The sequence below is a fragment of the Helicobacter typhlonius genome (assembly GCF_001460635.1).
In the GTDB taxonomy this organism is placed as follows: Bacteria; Campylobacterota; Campylobacteria; order Campylobacterales; family Helicobacteraceae; genus Helicobacter_C; species Helicobacter_C typhlonius.
In genome coordinates, this window is record NZ_LN907858.1 from 67,550 (window position 1) to 91,150 (window position 23,601).

Consider the following 23,601-nt stretch of genomic DNA (forward strand, 5'->3'; position numbering starts at 1 on the left):
TTTATGATGAAATTGCGCTTAGATTCTAGCATTATGAAATCCATTTTAAGAATCTTAAGGGCGATTTTGGATTAAAATCAAATCCTTTACAAATGCGAGATTTTATAGAATCTGCCCTCGAGTCTTTTTCTCATCAGCATTGCTCTTAAAGTCGCGCACATAGCTTTTTATACGCTCCATAATATCCTCTGCAATCACGAGCCTTAGCCTCATCACGCTTAGGTTGAAGCCAGATTCTAAAAGTTTTACCTCATCTTTGCTCGTTACAAGTAAAGAAGTGGCATTGTATTTCTCTATCATTTGTGATAAAAATGCCTTATCAAAAGTTGAATGATCCCTCAATGTGATTTTACCCACGACAGAGGGCAAAAATTCATCAAGCCTTGCGGGATTGGCAATAGCTGTCAAAAGGAGCATTCTCTCGCTTGGATTTTCTATATGCACCTCACGCGTGTAGTCTATGCCCTCACGCACAAGCAAATCCGCCTCTTTGTAGGCACTAGGTAGCTCACGATACATACCGCTTGGCAGACAGAGCTTAAAATAGGGCTGCAAAAGTGGCACGAGCGCAATATTGAGCTTACTAAACTTAAAACGGAATCCATCGTCTAAAAACACCACTTTCGCACCCATTGCTATGGCTTTCTCTATGGCTTCGCGCCTATCTTTACTCACAATCACACTCGCGTTTTTAAGCTCCCGCGCTAAAAGATAGGGTTCATCGCCAGATTCTGTTTGTGAGGCGCGTATTTCGCCCCATTCACTCACTACGACAAGCCCCTTTGAATCGCGTTTATAGCCTCTTGAGACAATCGCCACCTTTTCAAAATGCCTCGCCACCTCGATGATAAAGGGCGTCTTGCCACTGCCCCCTACAATGAGATTCCCAACGCTCACTATTGGCAAAGGGAAGTGATGAAATCGGGCAAATTTTCTTCTCGCATATGCCCCTATACCATAGAGCAAAGAAATGGGTAAAAGCAGTATCGCTAGGGTTTTTTGCCATATATTTGGCTGATAAAAATACACATCAATCCACCGCATTGTTTTTCCTTGTTTTAGATTCTATATTTGCGCTTTAGAATCTACTTCAAAATCGCCGCTAAAGATAAGAGGCATAGCGCGTTTAAAGGCATTGTTCCATACACGCGCACTTAAAGCTTCTACCATTTCTTTTTCAAAACCCTCTTCACAAAGTCTATTTTTCACGCGCTCTTGCGCCTCTTTGTCTCCTGCTGCCTCTAGCCCACCGCGACTCACAAATGCACGCAAAAAGCTATCTATGCGCTCATAGCTGTATCCTAAATCCCCCTCATCACTTTGGTTAGAGTAAAGGTCGGCACTTGGCTTCTTGCATATGATATGCTCTGGCACATTAAGGAAACGCGAGAGGGCAAAAACCTGCGTCTTGTAGAGATTCCCAATGGGATTTATGGCGGAGGCTAAATCGCCAAATATCGTGCCATAGCCTAGTAAAATCTCGCTTTTATTGCTCGTGCCAAGCACGAGGGCATTATCCGCACTCGCGCAATCATAAAGCAATGCCATACGCATTCGAGCGCAAAAATTTCCCATTCTTTGTTTTTGTGTGTTGTTAAGATTTATTGAATCTGCGCCTAAGTCCATACCCTCCTGCTTTGCAAAGTCTTTTTGAAAGGGTGCGAGGCGGCAGATTCTATATTCTATATCTAAATGTCGGGTGAGTAAAAGTGCATCGTCAAAATGCGTTTGGCTTGAGCTAAGAGAGGGCATAAGCAAGGCACGGACATTATCCTTACCCAAAGCTAAAACGCCCAAAGTCGCCACAAGAGCAGAATCTAATCCACCGCTTAAGCCTAAAACTGCTCTTTTGAAACCGCGTTTGTCAAACTCATCTTTCAAAAAATACGAGCACTTACGTACAAATTTATCCATTTTCACTCCTAAGTTATTGCCAAATCTCAATGTAAGAAAGGTTCATAGTGATGTTTTCTATCGTAGCGTTACAAATGTCGCACATTATAACACACTATAAAAATAAACAAAAAAAGCTTCATAAAATAAACAATATTTAAGGCTTTTTTGCATAGGATATTTGGTTTTATATTTCAAGGACAAAAAAGAAAGGAGAAAAGATGCAAGACACAAAAAGACGCGATTTTCTAGGAATGGCTCTAGGTGGTGTCGCTGCTGTGGGTGGTATCGCTTCGCTCTATGCAATGAAGCGTTCTTGGGACCCGCTGCCTAGCGTTGTTTCGGCTGGTTTTACAACATTTGATTTAAGTGCGTTGCAAGAAGGAGTGCTTCAAACGGTGGAATGGAGGGGGAAACCCGTGTATATCCTCAAAAAGTTACCTAATAGCAAGAAAATAGAGGGACGAGATTTTGAACTCAATGGTGCGCTTTATACGGTTGGGATTCAAATCTGCACACACTTGGGTTGTATCCCTAGCTTCAACCAAGCAAATCAAGAGTTTGCGTGTGCGTGCCACGGCGGACGATTTGACGCTTCTGGGGTAAATGAGGCTGGCACACCACCACCTCGTCCTATGGATATTCCACCATTTAAGATTGATGGGACAAAAATGGTGCTAGGCGAAGAGGGGCAAGAGTATAAAGCCCTACTTGAAGCAAACGCATAAGGAGGCGATATGGAAGTTAAAAAAGCTGGAGGCTTGGTGGATTGGCTCGACCAACGCCTTGCTGTTAAAAAATTAGTAGAAGTGTTGATGACAAAATATTGGATTCCAAAAAACATCAACTTCTTATGGGCTATGGGTGTTGTGCTACTCACATTGTTTTCGCTACTTGTAGTGTCTGGATTCTTTCTTTTGATGTATTATAAGCCTGATGTGAATCTTGCTTTTGATAGTGTCAATCATACGATTATGACAGAGGTGGCGTTTGGTTGGCTATGGCGACATATCCACGCAGTAGCTGCAAGTATGATATTCCTCATTATCTATATCCATATGTTCGTGGCTATTTATTATGGTTCTTTCAAAAAGGGACGCGAAATGGTGTGGATTGGTGGTATGCTTATTTTCGTGCTTTTCTCTGCCGAAGCGTTTAGTGGGTATATGTTGCCTTGGGGGCAAATGAGTTATTGGGCTGCTGCTGTGATTACAAATCTTTTTGGCGGTATTCCTGTAATTGGACCTGATGTAGTTGAATGGGTGCGTGGTAATTTTGTTGTAGCAGATTCTACATTGACAAGATTCTTTATGCTTCACGTGTGCTTGTTGCCCATCGTTATTCTTGGTGTTATCGGGCTACACTTCTATACATTGAGAATGCCTCATGTAAATAACGAAGATGGCGAACATATTGATTATGAAGCGGAAGCCAAAAAATATGAAGAAGGCAAGAAAAAAGAATCTAAGGTTATTCCTTTTTGGCCTGTATTCCTTTCAAAAGACATTTTTGTAGTGTGCTTGTTTATGATCGGTTTCTTCTATCTTGTATGCTTCCACTTTGATTTTGCAATGGATCCAATCAACTTTGAACCAGCAAACAATCTCAAAACTCCAGCACATATTTACCCTGAATGGTATTTCTTGTGGAGTTATGAAGTGTTAAGAGGCTTCTTCTTTAGCGCGGATTTGGGCTTAATAGCATTTGGTATCGCACAAGTAGCATTTTTGTTCTTGCCTTGGCTTGATAGAAGCTCTGTTGTTGCTCCAGCGCACAGACGCCCAGGTTATCTTTTGTGGTTTTGTCTTCTCATAGTGGATATGATAGTGCTTACTATCTTTGGTAAGCTCCCACCTGAAGGAGCAAACAACTTCATTGGTTTTGTAGCTTCTATTGGATTCTTATTCCTTGTGTTTGTTGCATTACCAGTAGTAACAATACTTGAACAAAAGAAAGGAGCGCACTAAAATGAAAGAGATAAAAATTTTAGCGATTATTGTAATCATTGTGGGTGTGCTGTATTGGGGTGTTGAGCCTCTCGCTCACAAAACTTTTCATCCAGAGGTAGCAAAGGCTGATTTTGCATTTAATGACTTGCAAGATATTGACTTAAGTAAGGGTGATGCGGCTCGAGGTAAAGAATATGTAGAAAAAAACTGCGTTGCTTGTCACACTGTTAATAGCGTAGGAATTGCTGGTGGAGAGATGACTATGTATTTCCGCGATAATAAGGAAGCTACTATCTTTACACCGGATTTGTCTGTTGCGGGTGCAATCTATGATGAGAAGTTTTTGGCTAATCTCATTCTTGATCCTGCAAATGCGCTCCACCTTACACATAAGTTCCCAAATGGCGATTTCCCAATGACGCAGTATTTTGGAATGACCGATGATACAAAACAAGAAGTATCAGACATCGTGGCTTATCTTAAGTCAATCGGCTCTATCTCGCTTAAAAAGCAAGTGCTAGAATCTCAAGAGTTTGCGGCTAAAAAAGAGGCGATTGAAAAGGCGGGACACTCTAGTGAGCAAACACAAAGCCAAATTGCAACGCTTGAAGAAAACCTCACAAACAAGGCTGTTTTCTTGAATGCTTGCTCTCGTTGCCATACGATGAAGTATGATAATGTGGCATCTCGCACTTCACCTGAAAGTCTTGATGCGTATCTTGGCTCTCCTGCGCCTGATTTGTCAATGATGATTCGTGCTAAGGGCAAACATTATTTGGAGCATTTCATCAACGACCCACAAAATGTATCGTTTAAATCCATACAAGATGCGATTATTCAAAAAGAGGGCTCACTTCCTGCAAATGATAAAAAGAGTCCTTGGCAAGATGATAGAGATTATAGCAATCTTGCTAAAGAGCTCGGCGTAATGCCGGTTGGACTTTCTATGCCACGTGTGGGGCTAACAGAAGAAGCACAAGAACGCGTTGTAGCTTATTTAGAATCTGTTGGCGATGCGAAAAAAGAGCAAAGAGAAAGTTTAGGTATTTATATAATGATTTTCTTTGGTGTGATGAGTATCCTCGCATACCTATGGAAAAAACGCATTTGGAGCGAAGTGCATTAATTGCCAAAGCACCTGCTTAATGGGTAGGTGCGCTTTTTGCGCGATTGCATAGGAGGGACAAAACTCCATATAAAACAAAACATAAATATATCAAATAGAATCTGTATAGAATCCCCCAAAGCACATATTAGATTCTAAATAAAGTCAGCAGAATAAAATATATATTATTAGGCTAGGTGCTAACAATAAGCACAAAATACAAGCGTTTTATTTTCTTAAATTAAAAAGTAGAGTAGGGAGAATAGAGCATTTTGCGGCAGATTTAGACAAAAATGAATGCAAAAGCTCAAGCCTTATTCTTGCCTCAAGCCCTTTAGATTCTACATTTCGAGGCTAGGTATCAGTCTTGCCTCTACGCACTATGGATTCTATATCTTTATCGCTTTAGCCCATTGACCGTTTGGAGCATAGAATCTGCGGTTTGAATCGTCTTAGAATTCGCCTCATATGCCCTTTGTCCTGTGATAAGGTCTGTCATTTCCTCAACTAATTTTACATTGCTTAGCTCCAAAAAACCTTGTCGTAACTGCCCAAAACCATCAAGTCCGGGCACACCAGCCACTGGGTCGCCCGAAGCATTGGTATTGATAAATAGATTGTCACCCAAAGAATGTAACCCCGCAGGATTAATAAAAGTTACAATCTCAATCTGTCCTAACACATTGACTTCTGTTTGGTTGCCTTCAATCACGCTTACCGTGCCGTCTGTGCCGATATTGATTTGTGTAGCACCCTCTGGAATGGTAAGCTCTGGGATAAGGCGATAACCCTCTGCATTGACGACATTGCCATTATTATCGAGCTTGAAGCTCCCTGCGCGAGTATAAGCGATATTGCCATCAGGCAACTCAATTTGAAAGAATCCATTCCCCGTAATAGCAACATCAAGATTATTCTCGGTTTCTTTTGGGTGTCCTTGTGAAAACATTTTTTGTATCGCCACAGGACGCACCCCGATACCTACTTCAATACCTGTGGGCGAGATAGTTGTTTCACTCGTGCTTGTTCCAGCATATTGTAGCACTTGATAAAACAAATCCGCAAACTCTGCCCTTTGTTTCTTATAGCCTGTGGTATTGACATTTGCGATATTGTTTGAGGTATTATCAATATGGAGTTGCTGCCCTAGCATACCGGTAGTGGCAGTGTAAAGAGATCTCATCATAGCCTTATCCTTTGAGGTATAATCGCAGCCTGTGCGCTTTATGCACAAACCAAGCAAAAGTAATTCCATAAATGCGGCTTTTTAGATTCTATAAGCTCATTCAAGCTACAATGAGATTCACTTTATAACCTTAAGGCATACAATGCTCCTTACTATACTCTATATCATTGCTATCACAGCCGAGGGAATGACCGGTGCGCTCGCCGCAGGTAAGCACAAAATGGACCTTTTTGGTGTGATATTTATCGCACTTGTTACTGCCATTGGAGGGGGTTCTATCCGTGATATTTTATTGGAGCATTATCCGCTTACTTGGGTAGCACACCCCAGCTACATTGTGATTGTGTGTGTTGCGGCATTATTGACGACAAGAGTGCCTCGCGTGGTGGCACGAAGCGAGGGTGTATTTTTGACCCTTGATGCCATTGGGCTTGTTGTATTTAGTATTTTGGGCGCACAGGTGGCGATTGATAAGGGTTATGGATTCATTATCGCTGTGAGTGCAGCAGTCATCACGGGGGTATTTGGTGGTATTTTGCGTGATATTTTGTGTATGCGTATTCCGCTTGTGTTTCAAAAGGAGATTTACGCAGGTATCGCGCTCCTTGCCGGTGCGATTTATTACTCATTGCTTGAATATGCGCATTTAGACATTATGCTTGTAACGCTAATTACTCTAGTTATCGGTGTGGTTGCAAGGCTTCTAGCGATTTTTTATAAACTCTCCCTACCTGTTTTTACCTACGAAGAGGAAAAGAAAGAGTAGGTTTGTATGCAAGTTTTAGATTATTTTTTATACAATGGCACTTTTAGTTTGCTTTGCAAGGATACGCAATGAGTAATTCCATAGCCCTAGCTTTGAAGTATCGCCCAACCTGTTTTAGCGATTTAGTAGGGCAAAGTGCCATATCACAAACTCTCTCTTTAGCACTAGATTCTAAACATCTCTCCCATGCCTACCTTTTCAGCGGATTGCGCGGGAGTGGGAAGACAAGCTCGGCTAGAATATTTGCTCGTGCCTTACAGTGTGAGAGAGGACCAACAAGCACGCCTTGTGATACTTGCGCGAGTTGTGTGGCGGCATTGCAAAATAAGCATATGGATATTATCGAAATGGACGCGGCGAGTTCGCGAGGGATAGATGATATTAAGCGCGTGATTGAGCAGACAAAATACAGCCCGAGCTTTGCGCGATACAAGATTTTTATTATCGATGAGGTGCATATGCTAAGTAAAGAGGCTTTTAATGCCCTGCTTAAGACGCTTGAGGAGCCGCCGGAGTTTGTGAAGTTTATCCTCGCTACCACCGACCCATTGAAGCTTCCAGCGACTATTTTAAGCCGCACACAGCATTTTAGATTCAAGCAAATCTCCCATAGGCTTGTCGTGGAACATATTAGCAATATTCTTAATAAAGAGGGTGTGAGTTATGAGGCACAAGCCCTTGATATTATCGCGCGGAGCGGTGCAGGGAGTTTGCGCGATACACTTACTTTGCTCGATCAAGCGATTATTTTTTGTAAAAATCATATTGAGGTTGGGGCTGTAAGTGATATGCTCGGTGTGGTTGATCCACAGGTATTGAGTGATTATTTTCGTAGTATCGTGCATAAGGATTCACAAAAGACGCAAGGGATTTTGGAGCTACTTTTTGAATATGAATGCGAGATGATACTCGATGAAATGATGCTTTTTTTGAAAGATAGATTGTTGCAAAAAGATAGCGATTTTCCGCCATTATTGCTTGATAGATTCGCACGGATTTTGAGTGAATCTAAAAGTGTGCTAAATCTCAATACTGATGGCAATTTCGTGCTTCTCCTCTGCACTCTCAAAATGCAAGAAGCCACAAAGGTAAAGGATATAGAATCGATGATAGAAGAGCTTGAAAACGAGCTTTTCACACCTCAAAATTCACTTAGCATACAGAATCTGCAAGACGCGATACCCGCACAGAATCTTACAAATCCAATGCAGCAACAAAAACAAGATTCACAAAATGCGCAAACCTTACAGAATCCCCAAAGCGTACAAGCTCCAAATGCTTCGCTCAATGCTAAAATACAATTTAGCACTCTCATCACAAAAATTAAAGATAGAAATGCCCAGCTAGGCATTATCTTTGAACGTAATGTGTCTTTTGTAGATTTTTTGCCACAGAGTCATACATTGCGGTGGCAGAGCGTGGCGCAAGGTGCAGATAGGGATATGCTTAAAGAATATAGCAAAGTCATTCGTACTTTGGTTTGCTCTGTCTTTGGTGATGAGGTGCATATTGAGCAGATAAGCCCAGCACAAGGCGCACATACGCCACCAAATGCGGCACAGAGCAAGGGAGATTCTATAAAAACGCCTCCATTAGAATCCACCCCTCAAGCGAGTTTAGATACTCATACAGAATTTGACACATCAAGTGTAGAATCCATCGCGCAGGTTTCTAGCCCTAAGGTTTCACAAGATTCTAATGTAGCACAGAATGCTAATGCTACCGCGCACCCTAGCACACCAGAACAGGAATTTTTGGAACAAAATAAAGATTTGCTAAGAGCCATTCACGAGAGTATTGGTATTAAGGAAGTGCGCACAAGCCATACAAGCGCAAATGGTGGCGACAATGGATAGATTCGTATTGCAAGAAAACGAGCTCAATACCCTATGTGAGCTACTCAAAAAAACATTACACATCGGCTCTATCGTGCTTTTGCAGGGTGATATAGGTAGTGGAAAAACAACACTTGTGCGTAGCTTTATAGAATCTTTTGGGACAGATTCTATTGTTGGCTCACCTACCTTTAGTCTTGTGTTGTCTTATGAAAATGCGCAATATGGTAGCATTTACCACTATGATATGTATAGAAAAAACCTGCAAGATATGCTTGAGCTTGGATTGCTTGATATGCTTATGAATGAGGGAGTGCATTTTGTGGAATGGGGGGAGGAAAACTTGCATCAACTTTTAGCGCAAAATGGATTTAGTGTCTCTCGTATTGCTATTACATCAAATGAAAATAACAGAATCTATGAGGTTAGCCTATGAATAAACTTAAAGCAGAGCATTTAAGTAAGCATATTAAAAAGACAAAAATTGTAGAAGATGTGTCGCTTGAAGTCAATAGCGGCGAGGTTGTGGGGCTTTTGGGACCAAATGGTGCGGGGAAGACGACTACATTTTATATGATATGCGGGTTATTGCACCCCAGCGATGGAAATGTGTTTTTAAATCACACAAATATTACAAAACTCCCTTTACACAAGCGTTCAAATCTTGGCATCGGCTACCTGCCTCAAGAATCGAGTATTTTTAAGAATCTTAGTGTGGAAGAGAATCTTATGCTTGCAGCGGAGATTAGTATTAAAAATGTTAAGGATAGGCACATAAGAATTGAAAATATGCTTTCAGAATTTAATATCGAGCCTATCCGCGCGAGAAAAGGCATTAGTCTAAGCGGTGGGGAGCGGAGACGCGTTGAAATTGCTCGAGCTTTGATAAAAGACCCAAAGTTTGTGCTGCTTGATGAGCCTTTTGCAGGAGTAGATCCGCGCGCTGTCAATGATATACAAAATATCATTTTGAAACTCACCGAGCTTGATATTGGTGTGCTTATCACAGACCATAATGTGCGCGAAACACTTTCTGTGTGCTCCCGCACTTATGTAATTAAGAGCGGCGCACTTCTTGCTAGTGGCAACGCAGAGGAGATTTATGCAAATGAGCTTGTGAGAAAATACTACTTAGGAGAGCATTTTAAAGTATGAGTGTTGGTGGCAAATTAAAAAGCAATCTCAATGTCAAGGCGAGACTTTCTACAACATTAAAAAGTTGGCTGCCTATTTTACAAAGCGGATTGACCGAGCTTGAAGAGACACTAAATACCATAGCAGAGGAGAATCCATATGCGAATGTGCAAAGCCAAATGCTTAATAATTTTTCGGCTAAAAGCTATAAGAGGTCTAGCCCACAGCTAAACGAGGGTTTTGAATCCCAGCATATTAGTGAGAAAAGCCTCTATGAAGTGCTTGAAGAACAAATAGATTCTAAACTTTTTCCTACGCAAAATTCGAGAGACATTGCATTTAAAATCGTAGAGAATCTTAACGATGAGGGATTCTTAGATGTCGCAGTGGGCGAAATTGCGCTAGAAATGGGTGTAGATGAAGATGAAATTGAGCGCGTGAGGAAGCGATTTGCTTATTTAGAGCCTTATGGCGTGGGTGCAAAGGATATTATAGAATCTTTTCTTTTTCAGCTTGATAATACTGATTTGGATGGGCAGAGTTATGAGCTTGCTACGCGCATTATCCGCGACTTGCATCGCCACAGCAAATATAAAAATCACCCAGCGTATAATGAGGTGATGAAAGCGATTAAGACTTTTAAAAATCCCCCCGCGATTGACTTTAGTGCGCGTGAAAGTGAGGTTATACCTGATATTTTTATTTTCGAGCGCGCAAAAAGCGATAGCCTCAAAAATAGCACTTATGAGCTTGAAGTCTCTGTCAATGATAGCTATTATCCCAAGATTCTCATTCAAGAGCAGCTGAATGTGAAAGATAAGGACAGTATGGAGTTTCTCAAAACCAAGCTGAAAGAGGCAAAGGATTTAGTCGATGCGCTTGATATGCGTAAGGCGACAATTCTAAAAATTGCCATTGCGTTGCGCGAAAATCAATATGACTTTTTTATGGGCGGGGAGATTCGCCCGATGAAGCTAAAAGACATAGCCCAAGACTTAGGCTATGCGCCAAGCACCATTTCACGCGCTATTGCCAATAAATACCTTGAATGCGATAGAGGCATTTTCCCTATTAAAAGCTTCTTTACCGCTGCGATTGATGGCGATACATCTAATGCCTCGATTAAGGATTTTATTTTGAATCTTGTTAAGAATGAAGACAAAAAGAAGCCTTTGAGTGATTTAAGGATTCTAAAAATCGTGGAGGAGAAGTTCGCACTCAAAATGGTGCGCCGCACAATCACAAAATACCGCCAACAGCTTAATATCGCAAGTTCAAACGAGCGTAAAAGGCTTTATGAAATGAGCGTGTAATTACGCAAAGCTTATTTTGTATTTTAACTACCTCACATTTATGAAAGATTCACTTTTGCAACAAGCAGCTTTTATTGTACCTTTGTGGCATAAGCAGATTCTTAATTGGTATCAACAATATGGTAGAAGCACTCTGCCTTGGCGCAATCTTAAGGGCGAAAATGCACCCTATGGCGTGTATGTGAGCGAAATAATGCTGCAACAAACGCAAGTGAAAAGAGTGCTAGAATCCTACTATGCACCTTTTTTGAGAGCTTTCCCTACGCTTGAAGCCCTCGCTCTTGCTAAGAGTGAATCTGTGCTGAAAATGTGGGAGGGGCTTGGCTATTATTCTCGTGCAAGAAATATGCAAAAATGCGCTCAAATTTGCTGTGAAAAGTTTAATGCTGCTTTGCCGCGCACTTATGCGGAGCTTATAAGCCTGCCGGGCATTGGCGCATATACTGCGGGAGCGATTTTGTGCTTTGGCTTTGGGCAGAGTGTGAGCTTTGTTGATGGCAATATTCGGCGCGTGTTATGTAGAATCTTCGCCCTTGAAAGCCCAAAAGAGCCACTTTTAGACGAGCTTGCCGCGCTCCTTTTAGATTCCACAAGGAGCTTTGATTATAATCAAGCCCTGCTTGATGTGGGGGCGATGATTTGCACACCCAAAAATCCTGCTTGTCTGCTCTGCCCAGTGCGCAATGTTTGCAAGGGACAGACAAATCCCACCCTCTACCCAACGCCAAAAAAATCCATTTTAGAGTCGCTTACACTTCATCTTGTCATCTGTGTGGATAAAAAGGGCAAAATCGCCTTTATATATGAGGATAAAAAAGGGAGCAAAAATGCTTTGTATCAAGGTTTATACAATCTCCCAAACCTTGCGCTAGAGGACATTGCAAACGATGAAAAATACTATAAAAAATGCGGAAACTTTAAGCACCACTACACAAAATACGCTATTACCGCAAATGTATATAAACTTGATTCTAAGAATCTTGATACATTAAAGCAGTCTATGCCGCATACAAAGCTTTATTTTTTCTCCTTAGAAGAGCTAGATTCTAAACCGCTTTCATCGCTGTGTAAAAAGGCGTTGCAGTTAGCGGGATTTTCAAGAGAGATTTAAGAATCTAAGGCAAAGGATTCTATCACAGACAAATAAGTGAGAATCTCGCATTAATTCCTTAGTCTATACTTTGGATAATAAACAACAAATACAAAAGCTTAAAGACAATGCAGAATTAGCACAAGCAAGTTATGAGCATTATGATTTGTTGGCAAATAATTGTGGGGATTCTATTATCAAGCTTAAAGATATTCATACTTCCTAGTGCAAGGGGATTAAAAAGCATTAAGAATATAGACAAAGAAGCTTTAAAGCATTTTGGATACATTCATAATTCAAGCTTATCATCGGAGTAGAGAGAATAAAAAATGCAGTAAAAGGACATAAAATCAAATATATTCTCTTAGGCATATTTGGAATTTTAATAACATTTTTTATGATGAAAGGTTGTTCTTATCCTACAAGTTATCGTGCCTTTATCCCTAAGGCTTTAGATTCTGAATATAAGGAATATGAGAGATTATGCGAAATTTCCCAAAAAGGCATTGTTTATTCTCGCCCTTTACCACAATATATGCAAGATTATTATACTCTGCAAGAAAAAAAGACCTTGAGGCAAGATGTTCGTGTTAAATCGTTTTGGCATAGTGTCACTCAAGATATGGTAACTGATACTTTTGTCGAAGGTAATAGTAGCCAAATAGCATTAGCTGTTGAAAAAATAAATAAAAAAGATGATTTAAGTATCAAAAAAGATTTTATATTACTAAAGCCTTATATTTATCAATTATCATTCACCATACAACTTGGCAATACTTATGCTCTCATATCTTCTCTTGTGGATTCTCAAAATAGAACAATATATGTCTATAAGATAAGTGAAGTATTTTATTATACAAATTGGAGGCAAAACCCATTAACAACTTGGGGTTATCCAAGTAAGTATAATATTTATTGTCAAGCAGGTGAGGAGGAAACTATTTTATCCTATAATAATCCTATACAATATCTACATACACTCAAAACAAAAGGTAATGAGCAAGACATATTGTTTATTGAAAAAATTAAAAAGCACTTTGAGGCAAAAAAGATAAAATTGCAAGATTTGCTTGTCCAAGACAAATTAAATAAAGAAATCAACTCATAAAAAAGGATAGAGTATGCAAAAGAATAACCCCAAATTCACAAATACACTCTCAAATACTCTTTTAAACTACTCTCTCTTAGATTCTACTCTAAATATTAAACTCACATTATCACATAAAGAATCTAAAGAAAAACAAGATAAAGCTATCATACAAAGAGAACAAAAACAACACAAAGAACAATTAAAACCTTTAAGCATTGCAATGCTTCACCCTATACTAGAAGATAATGAGATGAAATGCTCTCACGGAGGAGTAGTGCAATTAAAATCTAATCTAGGCAAAAGCATTCAAGATAAGAATATCCCTTTTATATTAGAAACTGATTTACTCTATAGCTCTATTGTAGGTTGTCCTAATCCACCTATAAGTGGAGGACCTTGCACACAAGTAGCACTCATACTTCCTAGTTCTCGTGGATTAAAAAAGCATAATGAAGATTATCCTATAATGCAAGATTTAATTATATAATTACAGAAAATGTAAAAGAGGTATCAACAATGCAAAAATTTCTACAATGGTATCACAAAAGCACAAGAAATAAAATTATTCTCTTTAGTGTTATCTTTATCCTTGCTTTGGGCTATTCGTTCTTGCATAGACCTTTGGGGTTGATAATGTGGTATCATCTTAACTTTATAGAAGAAAAAGAACAAGTAGAAACGACAAGAATTTATATGGACAATAAAGAGAAATTTTTAGACCTTTACAGGCAGTATGATATTACACATAACTTTCGCAAAAGCCAAAAAGAGCTTTTTAAATATATTGATGATTTTGAGATTGATTTGCTTGTAAGTTCTTTTGTGGGACTAAGTGAATGGTATTTGCAATCTTTTTTATCAAAAAGCAGAATCTATGTTGAATATTTTAATATTTATATAGGCTATCAGGAATATCACGAAAACACCTATACGCCAGAAAATACTAATATGTTTATGGAGTTTTTGGACAAGAATCAAAAAATATCTTTTTTTATTGATAGATTGGCACTTAAAGATGAGGACTTTGAAAGATATATGTTTCAACAAAATGCAATTTTAATAATGTTTATTTTTCCTTATATTTATTTTCTTTCTGGAGAGCAAGTCTGTGCTTTGCCTAATAAAGAAAAAATTTCAAATGTTTTAATGCAATTTTTTGATGTCTATCAAAAATTACAAGGCGAAAATAAAACATATAAAATAGGAAAAGAGAGACAGGGCGATACTTTTGATAAGAATTTGCAAGGCTTACTCAATTTACACAACCTAATCAAGGATAAACTCAATGAATGTCAATGAGTGAGGACATACAAGCAACACTATGGAATAGTAAGACTACAAAGTCAAGCGGAATGGAAAAAGTAAGGCTAGAGGTGGGATAAAAAAGATAGAATAAGATATAATGAGAATCAATAAATAAGGAGAGAATATGTTAAAGAAAATAGTCAATGCTGCTATGCTGCTGTCAGCCTGTTTATTTGTGGGATATGCAAATCCCTTGCCCGAGTGCGAGAAACATCAAGATTGGATAAATGGTTGTGTTGAGAAAGAGTATGTTTATCCATCTGGACAGGTTTCTGCAGAAACTCCATACAAAGATTTTAAGAAAAATGGTGTTAAGAAAGAGTATTATGAATCTGGAAAGCTTAAAATTGAAACTCCATACGAAAATGGTGAGGAAAATGGCATTTCGAAAGGATATTATGAATCGGGGAAGCTTAGTTATGAGGCTTTGTGGGAAAATAATGAAGAAATTTCTTATAAAAAGTATGATGAACAAGGGAAGCTTATCAATCAACGAAAGAAATAAGCATATAGATACCTTATTTTTGTGAGAGCTGAATGGATTATAATTCTAGGAAATACAAGTAAGATGAATAGAGTGGGGCATCCTCTAGGCGGGTTATCACTCAAATGTTTGCATTGTCTTTCTCTACTGATAAAGATTCTAGAATCTAAGCAGATTCTAGAATCCAAAAATCGCAAGTCGTATTTTAAATTTTTAAATCACACCTTGGTCTATCATTGCTCCAGCAACCTTGCGGAATCCTGCAATATTTGCACCAAGCACGAGGTTGGTAGGATCGCCAAATTCTTTTGCAGTTTCACTTGCATTTGCATAAATGCTTTCCATAATGCTATGTAAGCGTTTATCCACAACTTCAAAAGTCCAAGGATTCATACTTGCATTTTGTGCCATTTCCAAACCACTGACTGCTACACCACCTGCATTTGCAGCCTTACCTGGTCCATAGCAGATTTTCGCATCAAGGAATTGATGCACGGCTTCAATAGTTGAAGGCATATTTGCACCCTCGCTCACGCATTTGCAGCCATTGCTAAGCAAAGTTTTAGCATCATTGCCATTTAGCTCATTTTGTGTAGCACTTGGGAATGCCGCAAAACAAGGGATAGCCCACACAGGATTGCTATCTTTTGGATAATCAGCTACTTTTGTATAAACCGCTTGTGGTCGTGCTTTTGCATATTCAGCAAGTGTTTGACGCTTCACTTCTTTGATTTCTTTAAGGAGAGCTAAATCAATGCCTTCTTTATCATAAATCATACCTTGAGAATCACTTGCAGTAACAGGAATCGCGCCAAGTTGTTGGAGCTTTTCAATCGTATAAATAGCGACATTTCCAGCACCAGAGACGCTGCAGATTTTGCCTTCCAAGATCTCGCCTCTTGCTTTTAGCATTTCTTGTGCAAAATACACGCAACCATAGCCGGTAGCTTCTGTGCGCACAAGGCTACCACCCCAAGGAATTGCCTTACCTGTAAAGACACCTTCAAAGCAGTTTGTCAATTTGCGATATTGTCCAAAAAGATAGCCGATTTCTCTGCCACCTACGCCAATATCACCTGCTGGGACATCGGTAGTCGCGCCAATGTGGCGATATAGCTCATTCATAAATGCTTGACAAAAGCGCATAATTTCACCCTCGCTCTTGCCCTTAGGATCAAAGTCGCTGCCGCCTTTGCCTCCACCCATTGCGAGTGTAGTAAGAGAATTTTTAAGAATCTGTTCAAAGCCTAAAAATTTGATAATACCCTCATTTACACTTGGGTGGAAACGCAAACCACCTTTATATGGTCCAATCGCAGAGTTAAACTCAATACGATAAGCTCTGTTTGTTTGGATTTTGCCATTATCATCTACCCAACTTACGCGGAAGTGAATCTCTCTATCAGGGATAGTCAAACGCTCTAATATAGCGTAATTTTCGTATCTTTTATCCTTTTGGAGTGCGGGTTCTAGGGATTCAAAAACCTCCTCTACGGCTTGGTGAAAAAGTACTTGTGAAGGATATTGTTCTTTGAGTCTATTGAGGACATTGCGTGCGTATGACATTTGGGTCTCCTTTGAATGTGAATTAGCGTTAAACGCTTGAGTATTTTATGTCATTTATATTTAAAATTTTCTTAATTAAGTTTAAATTAAAGTTAATTTCTACAATCCAAGTCCCAAAATTTCCCATAGTTCATTAACCTGCGTATCATCGAGTAGAATGCTACTCTGTGTGTGTAAAAATTGCATAATATCGCTCATAGCAAATCTATGTCCGCCGATACAAAAGTTATGAGCAAACAAAAAACCACGCGCTAGACTTACCATATCACCTAGTGCCTCCTCACATACGAAGCAAAGCCCGTTTTCCTCATCATGTGCTCTCCCCTCAAAATGCAGTATTTTGGCATACATTTCAAGCACCACGCGTTTAGGATTCTGTAAGTGCAATTTTTGCGCCCCCTCTTCTAAAAGCCTAAAATAAAATTCATCAATTTCATACACATCAATTAAATGTTTATAAAAAAGCTTAATAAAATGTTGCCACACATAATAACGCGCACTATCGGATTCCCATTTAAATCCAAGATGCAAGATGTGCTTGAGCTTGGGTAAAAAGGTCATACTTGGTTCTTCTTCAAAGTCGATTTTGCGCCCGATATTGATAATGCTATGCCTTGTGCCATAGAATCTATACAGGGTCTTTATATACATTGGTGTGAGAATCTTCACAATCATATCTTCGTTGCGTGTTTTTTGCATAGACAAGATATAGCCTTGCATAACCCCTCTTTATAAGCTTTTTCTAGCCCTTTTTGATACAAAAGAGATAATGAGATATAAAATTATACCAATACACAAAAGTACGATAGGCATTACATAAGAATGTGCGTTAATCTCCTCAAGCACAGATATAACGCCGCTACTTGCATAATATCCGCATATTCCTACAACCACTGCCCAAATAGCACAACTCATAGCATTGAATATAAAAAAGGTTTTTATGCTAAAACGCGAGAATCCAATAGCAAGTGGCACGATTGTTTTAATGCCATATAAGTATTTACTAAAGAATATAAGCCATACCCCATATTTTTTAAGCCATACTTGAGAGAGGGCAATTTTGCGCCTGTGATTACTAAGATAAGCCATTAAATCATTTTTTTGGTAGCGTGCCAAATAAGCTAAAAGTGAGCTACCAATGATGTTTCCCACACCTGCAGTGAGTATTGAAATGATAATATCCATTTTGCCTAGTGCGCTCATCACTCCCGCCGTGAGTAGCCCCACATATCCCCCGCCTAGCGAAAAGAGAAACAAAAGCATATAACCCCATTTCTCTAGCGAAACTATAATATCTTGCATTGTATTCCTTTGTTTTTCTACGCCCTTTGGGTGCTTTACTCCACACGCACTTTGTAGTTTGTGAGGATTCTAAAAGATTCTAAAAAACTATAAGGCATTTGCTGTATCTCCTTGATATGCAATTTATGATGTATGCACTTCACACAGAGTCTTATCATAGAGGTTGTAGATTCTATTACACGCATAGGCTATGTCTTTATCGTGTGTGGCGAGTATGAGTGCGGCTTTGTGTTCGCGGATATAAGAGAATAGAATCTCCATTACCTGTGTAGCTGTTTGCTTATCAAGATTCCCGGTTGGTTCATCGGCAAAAATAATCTTTGGCTTCTTTGTCAAAACCCGCGCAATTGATAGCCTTTGCTGTTGTCCGCCGCTAAGCTCACCAATTTGCTGATGAATTACCTTATCGATACCAAAAGATTCTAAAAGCGCGTTGTCTATACTTTTATTTGAGAGAATCGAAGCGACTTTGAGATTCTCTACACCGCTAAATCCTCGAAAAAGATAATGCGCTTGAAACACGATACCTATGTGTAGCCTACGCAACAAGAGCTGCTCCTTAGGGCTTAGTGCGTAAATATCATCTTTATCCAAAAGCCCCACTCGCCCAACTTTTGGCTTTAAGAGTGTGGAGAGATTATTTAATATCGTGGATTTACCGCTACCGCTCACGCCCAAAATTGCTATACTTTCCCCCTCGCCAACTTGCAGATTAATATCTGTATAAAGCGTGGTTTCAAAGCTATGAGAGAGATTATAGGCGCGAAGCAAATGGCTCATTAATAATCCTTATATTAAAAGTGGGTGCTATTATGCCACAGCTTATAAAATATATTAAATCTCATTGAATCTTGGTAAGATTTACTCGTAACAATAGGGCGCATATTTTAAAATAGAATACGCTTTAAAAGAGCTTATTTTGGAGCAGGATATCGCACAAAGGGTTGCGGATATGGCGCAAGATATTTCGCGTGATTTTAGAGGAATGGAGCTTGTTATTGTCTCCGTATTAAAAGGGAGCTTTGTATTTACCGCGGATTTGGTGCGTTGTATCGATATGCCTTTAGAAATCTGTTTATTGGTGCTTCGAGTTATGGTGCAGGGACTACTTCAAGCGGGAAACTTGATATTTACCACGATATAGACATATCTCTTAAAGGCAAGTCGGCACTGCTCGTGGAGGACATTATCGATAGTGGCTTGACAATCGCCACTCTTAAGGCGCTTGTGTATGATAAGGGCGCAAGAGATGTGAAAATATGCACGATGTTTAATAAGCCAAGTCGGCGAAAAGTGCAGGTAGAGATAGAATATAAAGGCTTTGATGTGCCAGATACCTTTGTCGTGGGTTATGGACTAGACTTTGACAATAAATATAGAAATTTAAAAAATCTATGTGAGATTGTAGGTGTGAGTGAAGATTAAAGCGAGATTGTATTTGATATTTGTTCTATTAGGCAGATTTATGCTTCAAGCAATTTAATCCAAAATGTCCTAGATCTCAAACTTATTCCAATTTTCTTAACTCATAATATAGCTTATCCGCAATGAGTTTGTATCCATTTGGTAGTAAATGCACATCGGGCTTTGCTAGATTTGCCCTCTCCCATTGTGCCTTTCCACCGCTTTGGTTTATAAAATCCTCCATACTAAAAAGCAAGGTGTGTTTTTGTATAGCGAGTTTGCTAATCGCCGCACTCACTGCTTTAGCATTTTTAGTCGTTCTATATACCGCCTTTTTGCGCTTCGTGGCGTTTGATACTTTCTTTACCACAGGCGGTGGTGCGAGGAGTAGAATCTGTGCCTGTGGGTTTGCTTCCCTGATGCTATCAATCAAATTGCCATAGTTTTTCATAAATGTATTTTCATCAAAATTATCATACAGCGCGTCATTTGAGCCATAGCATAGCACATACAAATCTGCCGGAAGTATCCGCATTTGCTGCATCAAAAGTTCTTTGTCCCATTTGAGCCACAAATCCGAGCGCGCACCATTTATGCCAAGATTCTCAACAATATTATCCTGCCCCTCATCGTGTATGATAGCAAATCCACCCAAAAGCACATTTTCATTAAGTGCGTGTAAGGTTACAGGATATTGCAAGTTGAGGCTAATCATCTGCCACGCATTAGGATTCTTAGCATTAATGACAAACTTTTGATTCGCGCTATCTTCAATCATCAGTGCTTTTTTCTTATTTGGAGCTGCAAAAATAATTTTGCTTAGACTCGCATTTGCATTGTTTTTTGGCGTTAGTTTTATGGATGCCGGAAGTGTAGTGGGTTTTGCCATAATGCCACCTAGCGGATATTCGCTAGATTCATTTAGATGTGAGTTGAGAATCTCGAAGTTTTCACTTTCATATTGTAGCCCAATATGCTGATGATACTTAGGATAGAGTGGATAGACAAAGCCAAAGCTATATTGCAAAAACAATAGCCCACGCAGTCTGTGCGACATAAAATCCCCCGCAATATGTGAATCTCCTAAGATTCTTATTGTAAGATCCTGTTTTGTTTTAAGCTTTGATTTGAATGTCGGCGAGAGATTTTCGCCATAGTTTTTAATCCCGCTTGTTGAAGATAAGAGTTTCTTGCTTTCGTTTGGAATGGTAGTTTGTTTAGGGTTGCCAAGTGCGATACCGATTGCTTTGAGCGGATAGTCCGCACCATTGGCAAAAACGACTCCGGCGAGTAATATGACAAAGAGTGTTGAAGTTTTCATTGTGCCTCTTTTATAGAATCTTGTGGTGTTTGTGCCACCTGTGTAGTTTGTATATCATTTATTGCAGCCTCTGTGGTGCGTTCAAAACTAAGTGCAGATTCTGTAGATTCTGAATCTTGTAAGGTTTCTTGGGGTGAGACTACAAGGGTATTGAGAAAGATATTTGCCATTATTTGATAGCCCCGTGATGTAAAATGCACCCCGTCATCAATACGCACCTGTATGCTCTTGCCATTTTTGTTTTTAATAAACGCCGAATACGCGCCGCCTTGCGTAACAATACCATTGCTTTGCAAGAAAAACTCCCCACTAGCACGCACTTCGCGCTCATAGAGGCTATTGAGATAGAGAATCTTATCATTAAGCGACTTTTCGCGCACAGAGGGCACTTCATACCATACTACGCGCGCACCATTAGATTGTGCGATAGTAATGATGTCATTAATGCGTTGGGTGTAAATTTCCTCCCATTTTTGAGATTTAAAGGCAATGTTTTTCTTCATACTCCACGGGTCGTTTGCGCCTAGTATCACGACAACAATAGCGATATTGTCATAAGTGGCGAAAGCTTGAGTAATAGCCTCTGCCCAATTAAAATAATGTGGATAGGTTAAGCCTGTGCTGTGTTTGCTCAAATTTATACCCTTGAGATTGAGTTTCTTAAAGGTTTTTAGCATATATGGCGCAATGCCCTGCATCATAGAATCCCCCACGAGTAAGACTTTATCGTTTTCATCGATTTCTATACGAGGATTATGCACTTTTTTAATCGGTGTGTAGCTCTCTGTGAAGTTTGGCTCTGCAGGTGGCGTTGATGAGCTAGCAGATTCTATATTTTCATCTCCTGCTTTTTCCTCTGCATTCTTTATATCCTGCGTGGGAAGTGGTTCATTTGGCAGAATCTGTGCTTCTTGTGGGCTACTTGTGCGCTCTTGCTGTGCTTGGCTTTGAATCTCTGCTGGTATCTCCGCGCTTGAAATGTGAGATTCTATAACCTCTTGCGTTGGTTTAAAATCTGTGTGCTTCTGGGGCTTTTCTGTGCTAGATTCAATCTTTGTCTCACTCACTAATGAAACATCTAGGAGTGCTAGGACATCATTCGCCACATTGTTAAAGGCTTGCTCCAAATGCGCCATAGCACTATCTGCGTATGTGAAAATGGCATAATCTTGCAACATCGTGGCTTGATATATCGTGCCTAAAAACTGCGTGAATGGATTGCTCGATTCTGTAAAATTATGATATTGCTGCTCGACATAAGTGGTGATTTGACTATGCAAAATCACTATGAGTTGCACGAGTGTGGCAAAGATAATAAATGCAAATTTCGCCTGTTTCATCAAAAACTCGCATAAATAAAATGTGGTATGCCAGCAGGCATTATGACTATAAGCAAGGCGATGATTATAGTGAGGATAAAAGGCTTGATGAGGTAGGGGATAAAACTTAGGCATTTTTGCGTGAATGTAAGAGAGCCACGCATAAGTGGATAGCATAAAAAACATACCAAAAATGTGCCAAGCAGCCACCAAGTATAAAGTGGCGCAGATGTGGCAAAGCCTTGATAAAACGCTATAAAAAAGCCTCGCACCTCATCAAGAGAATGATAATAAAAGAAAATCCAACAAAAACTTACATAAATAAAAGTGATAAATGCTCCAACAAATGGAAAATCTTGCAAGTCAATTTCTAAGATTTTTAGCATATTGAGCCAAATAACACCCACTCCGTGCAAAAGCCCCCAAATCAAAAAGCTTAGGGTGTTGCCGTGCCACAAGCCAGAAAGCCCGAATGCGATAAGCACGAAAACCTGTGTATAAAATACCCCCCTTTTGTTCCCACCTAGCGGGATATAGATATAATCGCGTATAAAGGTGGAGAGGCTAATATGCCACCTGTTCCAAAAATCTTTGAGGTTTTTTGCCATATAGGGCATATTGAAATTTGGCGGTAATGTGAATCCTAGCATAAGCCCAAAGGCGCACACGAGATTCACATATCCGCTAAAATCGCAATAGAGCTGCACACTATAAGCAAAAGCTGCACATAAAAGCTCTAACGCGTGGTAGTCAAAGGGTGCGTTGAGAATGGGTGCGGAGTAGATGCCTAAATAATTTGCAATCAGCACCTTTTTGACAAGTCCAAAAAGCAGGAGTGCTAGAATCAAGTCAATGTTACCAAAAACGCGCTGCGAGTGGTATTGTGTAAAAAAATCTTTGCTCCTCATAATAGGACCGGCAACAAAGGTAGCAAAAAATGACAAATAAGTGGCGAGGGTAAAAAAGCCCTCCAGTGCAGGATTTTCCTCTTGATAGTATTTATCCTGTGCGAGTTTTTTCGCCTCCTCATACACCGCGCGTAAATAAGTAATAGAAGCAAATGTGTAAAAGCTAATCCCCATAGGAAAAATAATATCAATATCAAAAAAATCAAGCCCAAGAAGTGTTAGTAGGGCGTCAAAGTCATCTTTGATATAGGCATAATATTTGAAAAAACACAAAAACAAGAGTGCTAAAAACACGCAGGATAAAAATGCAAATTTTGTGCGCATCGTGTCGATAAAGAATGCCAAAACATACACAAAACAGGTATAAATAAATACGATAAGTGCGAAATATGGGCTAAAAAGATAGATAATGAGGTAGTTAAAGCACAAAAGTGCAAAATTACGCATAGTGAGTGATTTTATCGACCAATACACAATAAAAAATAAAAGCAATATCACACTAAATTCAAAGCAAAAAAAGCTCAAATTTGAATCCTTAAGTAAAAATGCTAATAGCTTATGTAAAAAGCGCGTTTTTGCGCGTGAGCTTCACATTATAGCGCAAATTTAGAATCTAGATACTAAATTTGTA

Annotated in this window: 25 protein-coding genes; 15 read left to right on the forward strand and 10 right to left on the reverse strand. The window is 39.4% G+C overall.

Translation table 11 applies throughout. From position 1 onward, the window contains the following. Nucleotides 1–102: 102 nt before the first annotated feature. Nucleotides 103–1,044, reverse strand: a complete 942-nt coding sequence (locus tag BN2458_RS00345; protein WP_052082027.1) for a tetraacyldisaccharide 4'-kinase — start codon at nucleotides 1,042–1,044, stop codon at nucleotides 103–105. Nucleotides 1,045–1,065: 21 nt separating this feature from the next. After that, nucleotides 1,066–1,914 carry an NAD+ synthase gene (locus tag BN2458_RS00350; protein ID WP_034325869.1) on the reverse strand — a complete coding sequence of 283 codons (849 nt, stop codon included), beginning with the start codon at nucleotides 1,912–1,914 and terminating at the stop codon, nucleotides 1,066–1,068. Nucleotides 1,915–2,114: 200 nt separating this feature from the next. Here BN2458_RS00350 and petA point away from each other — a divergent pair, with 200 nt between their 5' ends. The 3 genes from petA to BN2458_RS00365 are packed head-to-tail and all read left to right on the forward strand — an operon-like array spanning nucleotide 2,115 to nucleotide 4,968. Further along, nucleotides 2,115–2,621 (forward strand): ubiquinol-cytochrome c reductase iron-sulfur subunit, encoded by a 507-nt coding sequence (petA, locus tag BN2458_RS00355; protein WP_034325870.1) that lies wholly within the window; start codon nucleotides 2,115–2,117, stop codon nucleotides 2,619–2,621. 9 nt (nucleotides 2,622–2,630) lie between these two features. Then, nucleotides 2,631–3,860, forward strand: a complete 1,230-nt coding sequence (locus BN2458_RS00360; RefSeq protein ID WP_058122006.1) for a cytochrome b — start codon at nucleotides 2,631–2,633, stop codon at nucleotides 3,858–3,860. Nucleotide 3,861: 1 nt separating this feature from the next. Further along, nucleotides 3,862–4,968 carry a c-type cytochrome gene (locus tag BN2458_RS00365; protein WP_034325871.1) on the forward strand — a complete coding sequence of 369 codons (1,107 nt, stop codon included), beginning with the start codon at nucleotides 3,862–3,864 and terminating at the stop codon, nucleotides 4,966–4,968. Between the two features lie 376 nt (nucleotides 4,969–5,344). Here BN2458_RS00365 and flgG read toward each other — a convergent pair whose 3' ends face one another. Then, the gene (gene flgG, locus BN2458_RS00370) at nucleotides 5,345–6,133 is read right to left on the reverse strand and encodes a flagellar basal-body rod protein FlgG (protein WP_034325896.1); all 789 of its coding nucleotides are present in this window, start codon (nucleotides 6,131–6,133) and stop codon (nucleotides 5,345–5,347) included. Nucleotides 6,134–6,275: 142 nt separating this feature from the next. Here flgG and BN2458_RS00375 point away from each other — a divergent pair, with 142 nt between their 5' ends. The 11 genes from BN2458_RS00375 (at nucleotide 6,276) to BN2458_RS00420 (ending at nucleotide 15,171) form a co-directional block, all read left to right on the forward strand. Further along, nucleotides 6,276–6,899: a trimeric intracellular cation channel family protein gene (locus BN2458_RS00375; RefSeq protein WP_034325872.1), complete on the forward strand. Its 624-nt coding sequence runs from the start codon at nucleotides 6,276–6,278 to the stop codon at nucleotides 6,897–6,899. A 68-nt stretch (nucleotides 6,900–6,967) separates the two neighbouring features. Continuing rightward, nucleotides 6,968–8,755, forward strand: a complete 1,788-nt coding sequence (locus BN2458_RS00380; RefSeq protein ID WP_052082028.1) for a DNA polymerase III subunit gamma/tau — start codon at nucleotides 6,968–6,970, stop codon at nucleotides 8,753–8,755. Beyond that, on the forward strand, nucleotides 8,748–9,170 hold the full coding sequence (gene tsaE, locus BN2458_RS00385) for a tRNA (adenosine(37)-N6)-threonylcarbamoyltransferase complex ATPase subunit type 1 TsaE (RefSeq protein ID WP_034342105.1): 423 nt from the start codon (nucleotides 8,748–8,750) through the stop codon (nucleotides 9,168–9,170). The genes BN2458_RS00380 and tsaE overlap by 8 nt, the downstream gene beginning before the upstream one ends. Further along, the gene (gene lptB, locus BN2458_RS00390) at nucleotides 9,167–9,889 is read left to right on the forward strand and encodes an LPS export ABC transporter ATP-binding protein (protein ID WP_034325874.1); all 723 of its coding nucleotides are present in this window, start codon (nucleotides 9,167–9,169) and stop codon (nucleotides 9,887–9,889) included. The genes tsaE and lptB overlap by 4 nt, the downstream gene beginning before the upstream one ends. Then, complete coding sequence (locus BN2458_RS00395; protein ID WP_034325875.1) at nucleotides 9,886–11,181, forward strand: RNA polymerase factor sigma-54; 1,296 nt, start codon at nucleotides 9,886–9,888, stop codon at nucleotides 11,179–11,181. The genes lptB and BN2458_RS00395 overlap by 4 nt, the downstream gene beginning before the upstream one ends. A 40-nt stretch (nucleotides 11,182–11,221) precedes the next feature. Continuing rightward, the gene (mutY, locus tag BN2458_RS00400; protein WP_034342544.1) at nucleotides 11,222–12,292 is read left to right on the forward strand and encodes an A/G-specific adenine glycosylase; all 1,071 of its coding nucleotides are present in this window, start codon (nucleotides 11,222–11,224) and stop codon (nucleotides 12,290–12,292) included. 70 nt (nucleotides 12,293–12,362) lie between these two features. Further along, nucleotides 12,363–12,497, forward strand: a complete 135-nt coding sequence (locus BN2458_RS10525; RefSeq protein ID WP_268902965.1) for a hypothetical protein — start codon at nucleotides 12,363–12,365, stop codon at nucleotides 12,495–12,497. Between the two features lie 171 nt (nucleotides 12,498–12,668). Beyond that, a complete protein-coding gene (locus BN2458_RS10200) occupies nucleotides 12,669–13,379 on the forward strand; it encodes a hypothetical protein (RefSeq protein ID WP_231944798.1) in 711 nt (236 codons plus the stop codon). A 13-nt stretch (nucleotides 13,380–13,392) separates the two neighbouring features. Further along, a complete protein-coding gene (locus tag BN2458_RS00410) occupies nucleotides 13,393–13,848 on the forward strand; it encodes a hypothetical protein (protein ID WP_231944799.1) in 456 nt (151 codons plus the stop codon). 29 nt (nucleotides 13,849–13,877) lie between these two features. Continuing rightward, nucleotides 13,878–14,660 carry a hypothetical protein gene (locus tag BN2458_RS00415; protein WP_034342109.1) on the forward strand — a complete coding sequence of 261 codons (783 nt, stop codon included), beginning with the start codon at nucleotides 13,878–13,880 and terminating at the stop codon, nucleotides 14,658–14,660. Nucleotides 14,661–14,790: 130 nt separating this feature from the next. Beyond that, nucleotides 14,791–15,171 carry a toxin-antitoxin system YwqK family antitoxin gene (locus tag BN2458_RS00420; protein WP_052082029.1) on the forward strand — a complete coding sequence of 127 codons (381 nt, stop codon included), beginning with the start codon at nucleotides 14,791–14,793 and terminating at the stop codon, nucleotides 15,169–15,171. 192 nt (nucleotides 15,172–15,363) lie between these two features. On the opposite strand, the gene gdhA is transcribed toward BN2458_RS00420, so the two are convergent. From gdhA to BN2458_RS00440, 4 genes are all read right to left on the reverse strand, one after another. Next, nucleotides 15,364–16,716 (reverse strand): NADP-specific glutamate dehydrogenase, encoded by a 1,353-nt coding sequence (gdhA, locus tag BN2458_RS00425; RefSeq protein WP_034342111.1) that lies wholly within the window; start codon nucleotides 16,714–16,716, stop codon nucleotides 15,364–15,366. Between the two features lie 99 nt (nucleotides 16,717–16,815). Further along, complete coding sequence (gene recO, locus BN2458_RS00430) at nucleotides 16,816–17,436, reverse strand: recombination protein RecO (protein ID WP_034325881.1); 621 nt, start codon at nucleotides 17,434–17,436, stop codon at nucleotides 16,816–16,818. Nucleotides 17,437–17,445: 9 nt separating this feature from the next. Beyond that, nucleotides 17,446–18,018, reverse strand: coding sequence for a DedA family protein (locus tag BN2458_RS00435; protein WP_034325882.1), 573 nt, complete (start codon nucleotides 18,016–18,018; stop codon nucleotides 17,446–17,448). Nucleotides 18,019–18,141: 123 nt separating this feature from the next. Next, nucleotides 18,142–18,789: an ABC transporter ATP-binding protein gene (locus BN2458_RS00440; RefSeq protein ID WP_034325904.1), complete on the reverse strand. Its 648-nt coding sequence runs from the start codon at nucleotides 18,787–18,789 to the stop codon at nucleotides 18,142–18,144. Nucleotides 18,790–19,065: 276 nt separating this feature from the next. Between BN2458_RS00440 and BN2458_RS00445 the strand changes: the two genes are divergently transcribed. Beyond that, nucleotides 19,066–19,443 (forward strand): phosphoribosyltransferase, encoded by a 378-nt coding sequence (locus BN2458_RS00445; protein WP_197631362.1) that lies wholly within the window; start codon nucleotides 19,066–19,068, stop codon nucleotides 19,441–19,443. An 82-nt stretch (nucleotides 19,444–19,525) separates the two neighbouring features. Here BN2458_RS00445 and BN2458_RS00450 read toward each other — a convergent pair whose 3' ends face one another. From BN2458_RS00450 to BN2458_RS00460, 3 genes are read right to left on the reverse strand one after another with little or no spacing between them, the layout of a single operon-like run. Beyond that, on the reverse strand, nucleotides 19,526–20,743 hold the full coding sequence (locus BN2458_RS00450) for a GDSL-type esterase/lipase family protein (protein WP_034325883.1): 1,218 nt from the start codon (nucleotides 20,741–20,743) through the stop codon (nucleotides 19,526–19,528). Beyond that, nucleotides 20,740–22,083 (reverse strand): SGNH/GDSL hydrolase family protein, encoded by a 1,344-nt coding sequence (locus BN2458_RS00455; RefSeq protein ID WP_064504546.1) that lies wholly within the window; start codon nucleotides 22,081–22,083, stop codon nucleotides 20,740–20,742. The genes BN2458_RS00450 and BN2458_RS00455 overlap by 4 nt, the downstream gene beginning before the upstream one ends. Further along, nucleotides 22,083–23,495 (reverse strand): MBOAT family O-acyltransferase, encoded by a 1,413-nt coding sequence (locus BN2458_RS00460; protein ID WP_034325884.1) that lies wholly within the window; start codon nucleotides 23,493–23,495, stop codon nucleotides 22,083–22,085. The genes BN2458_RS00455 and BN2458_RS00460 overlap by 1 nt, the downstream gene beginning before the upstream one ends. Between the last annotated feature and the right edge of the window lie 106 nt (nucleotides 23,496–23,601).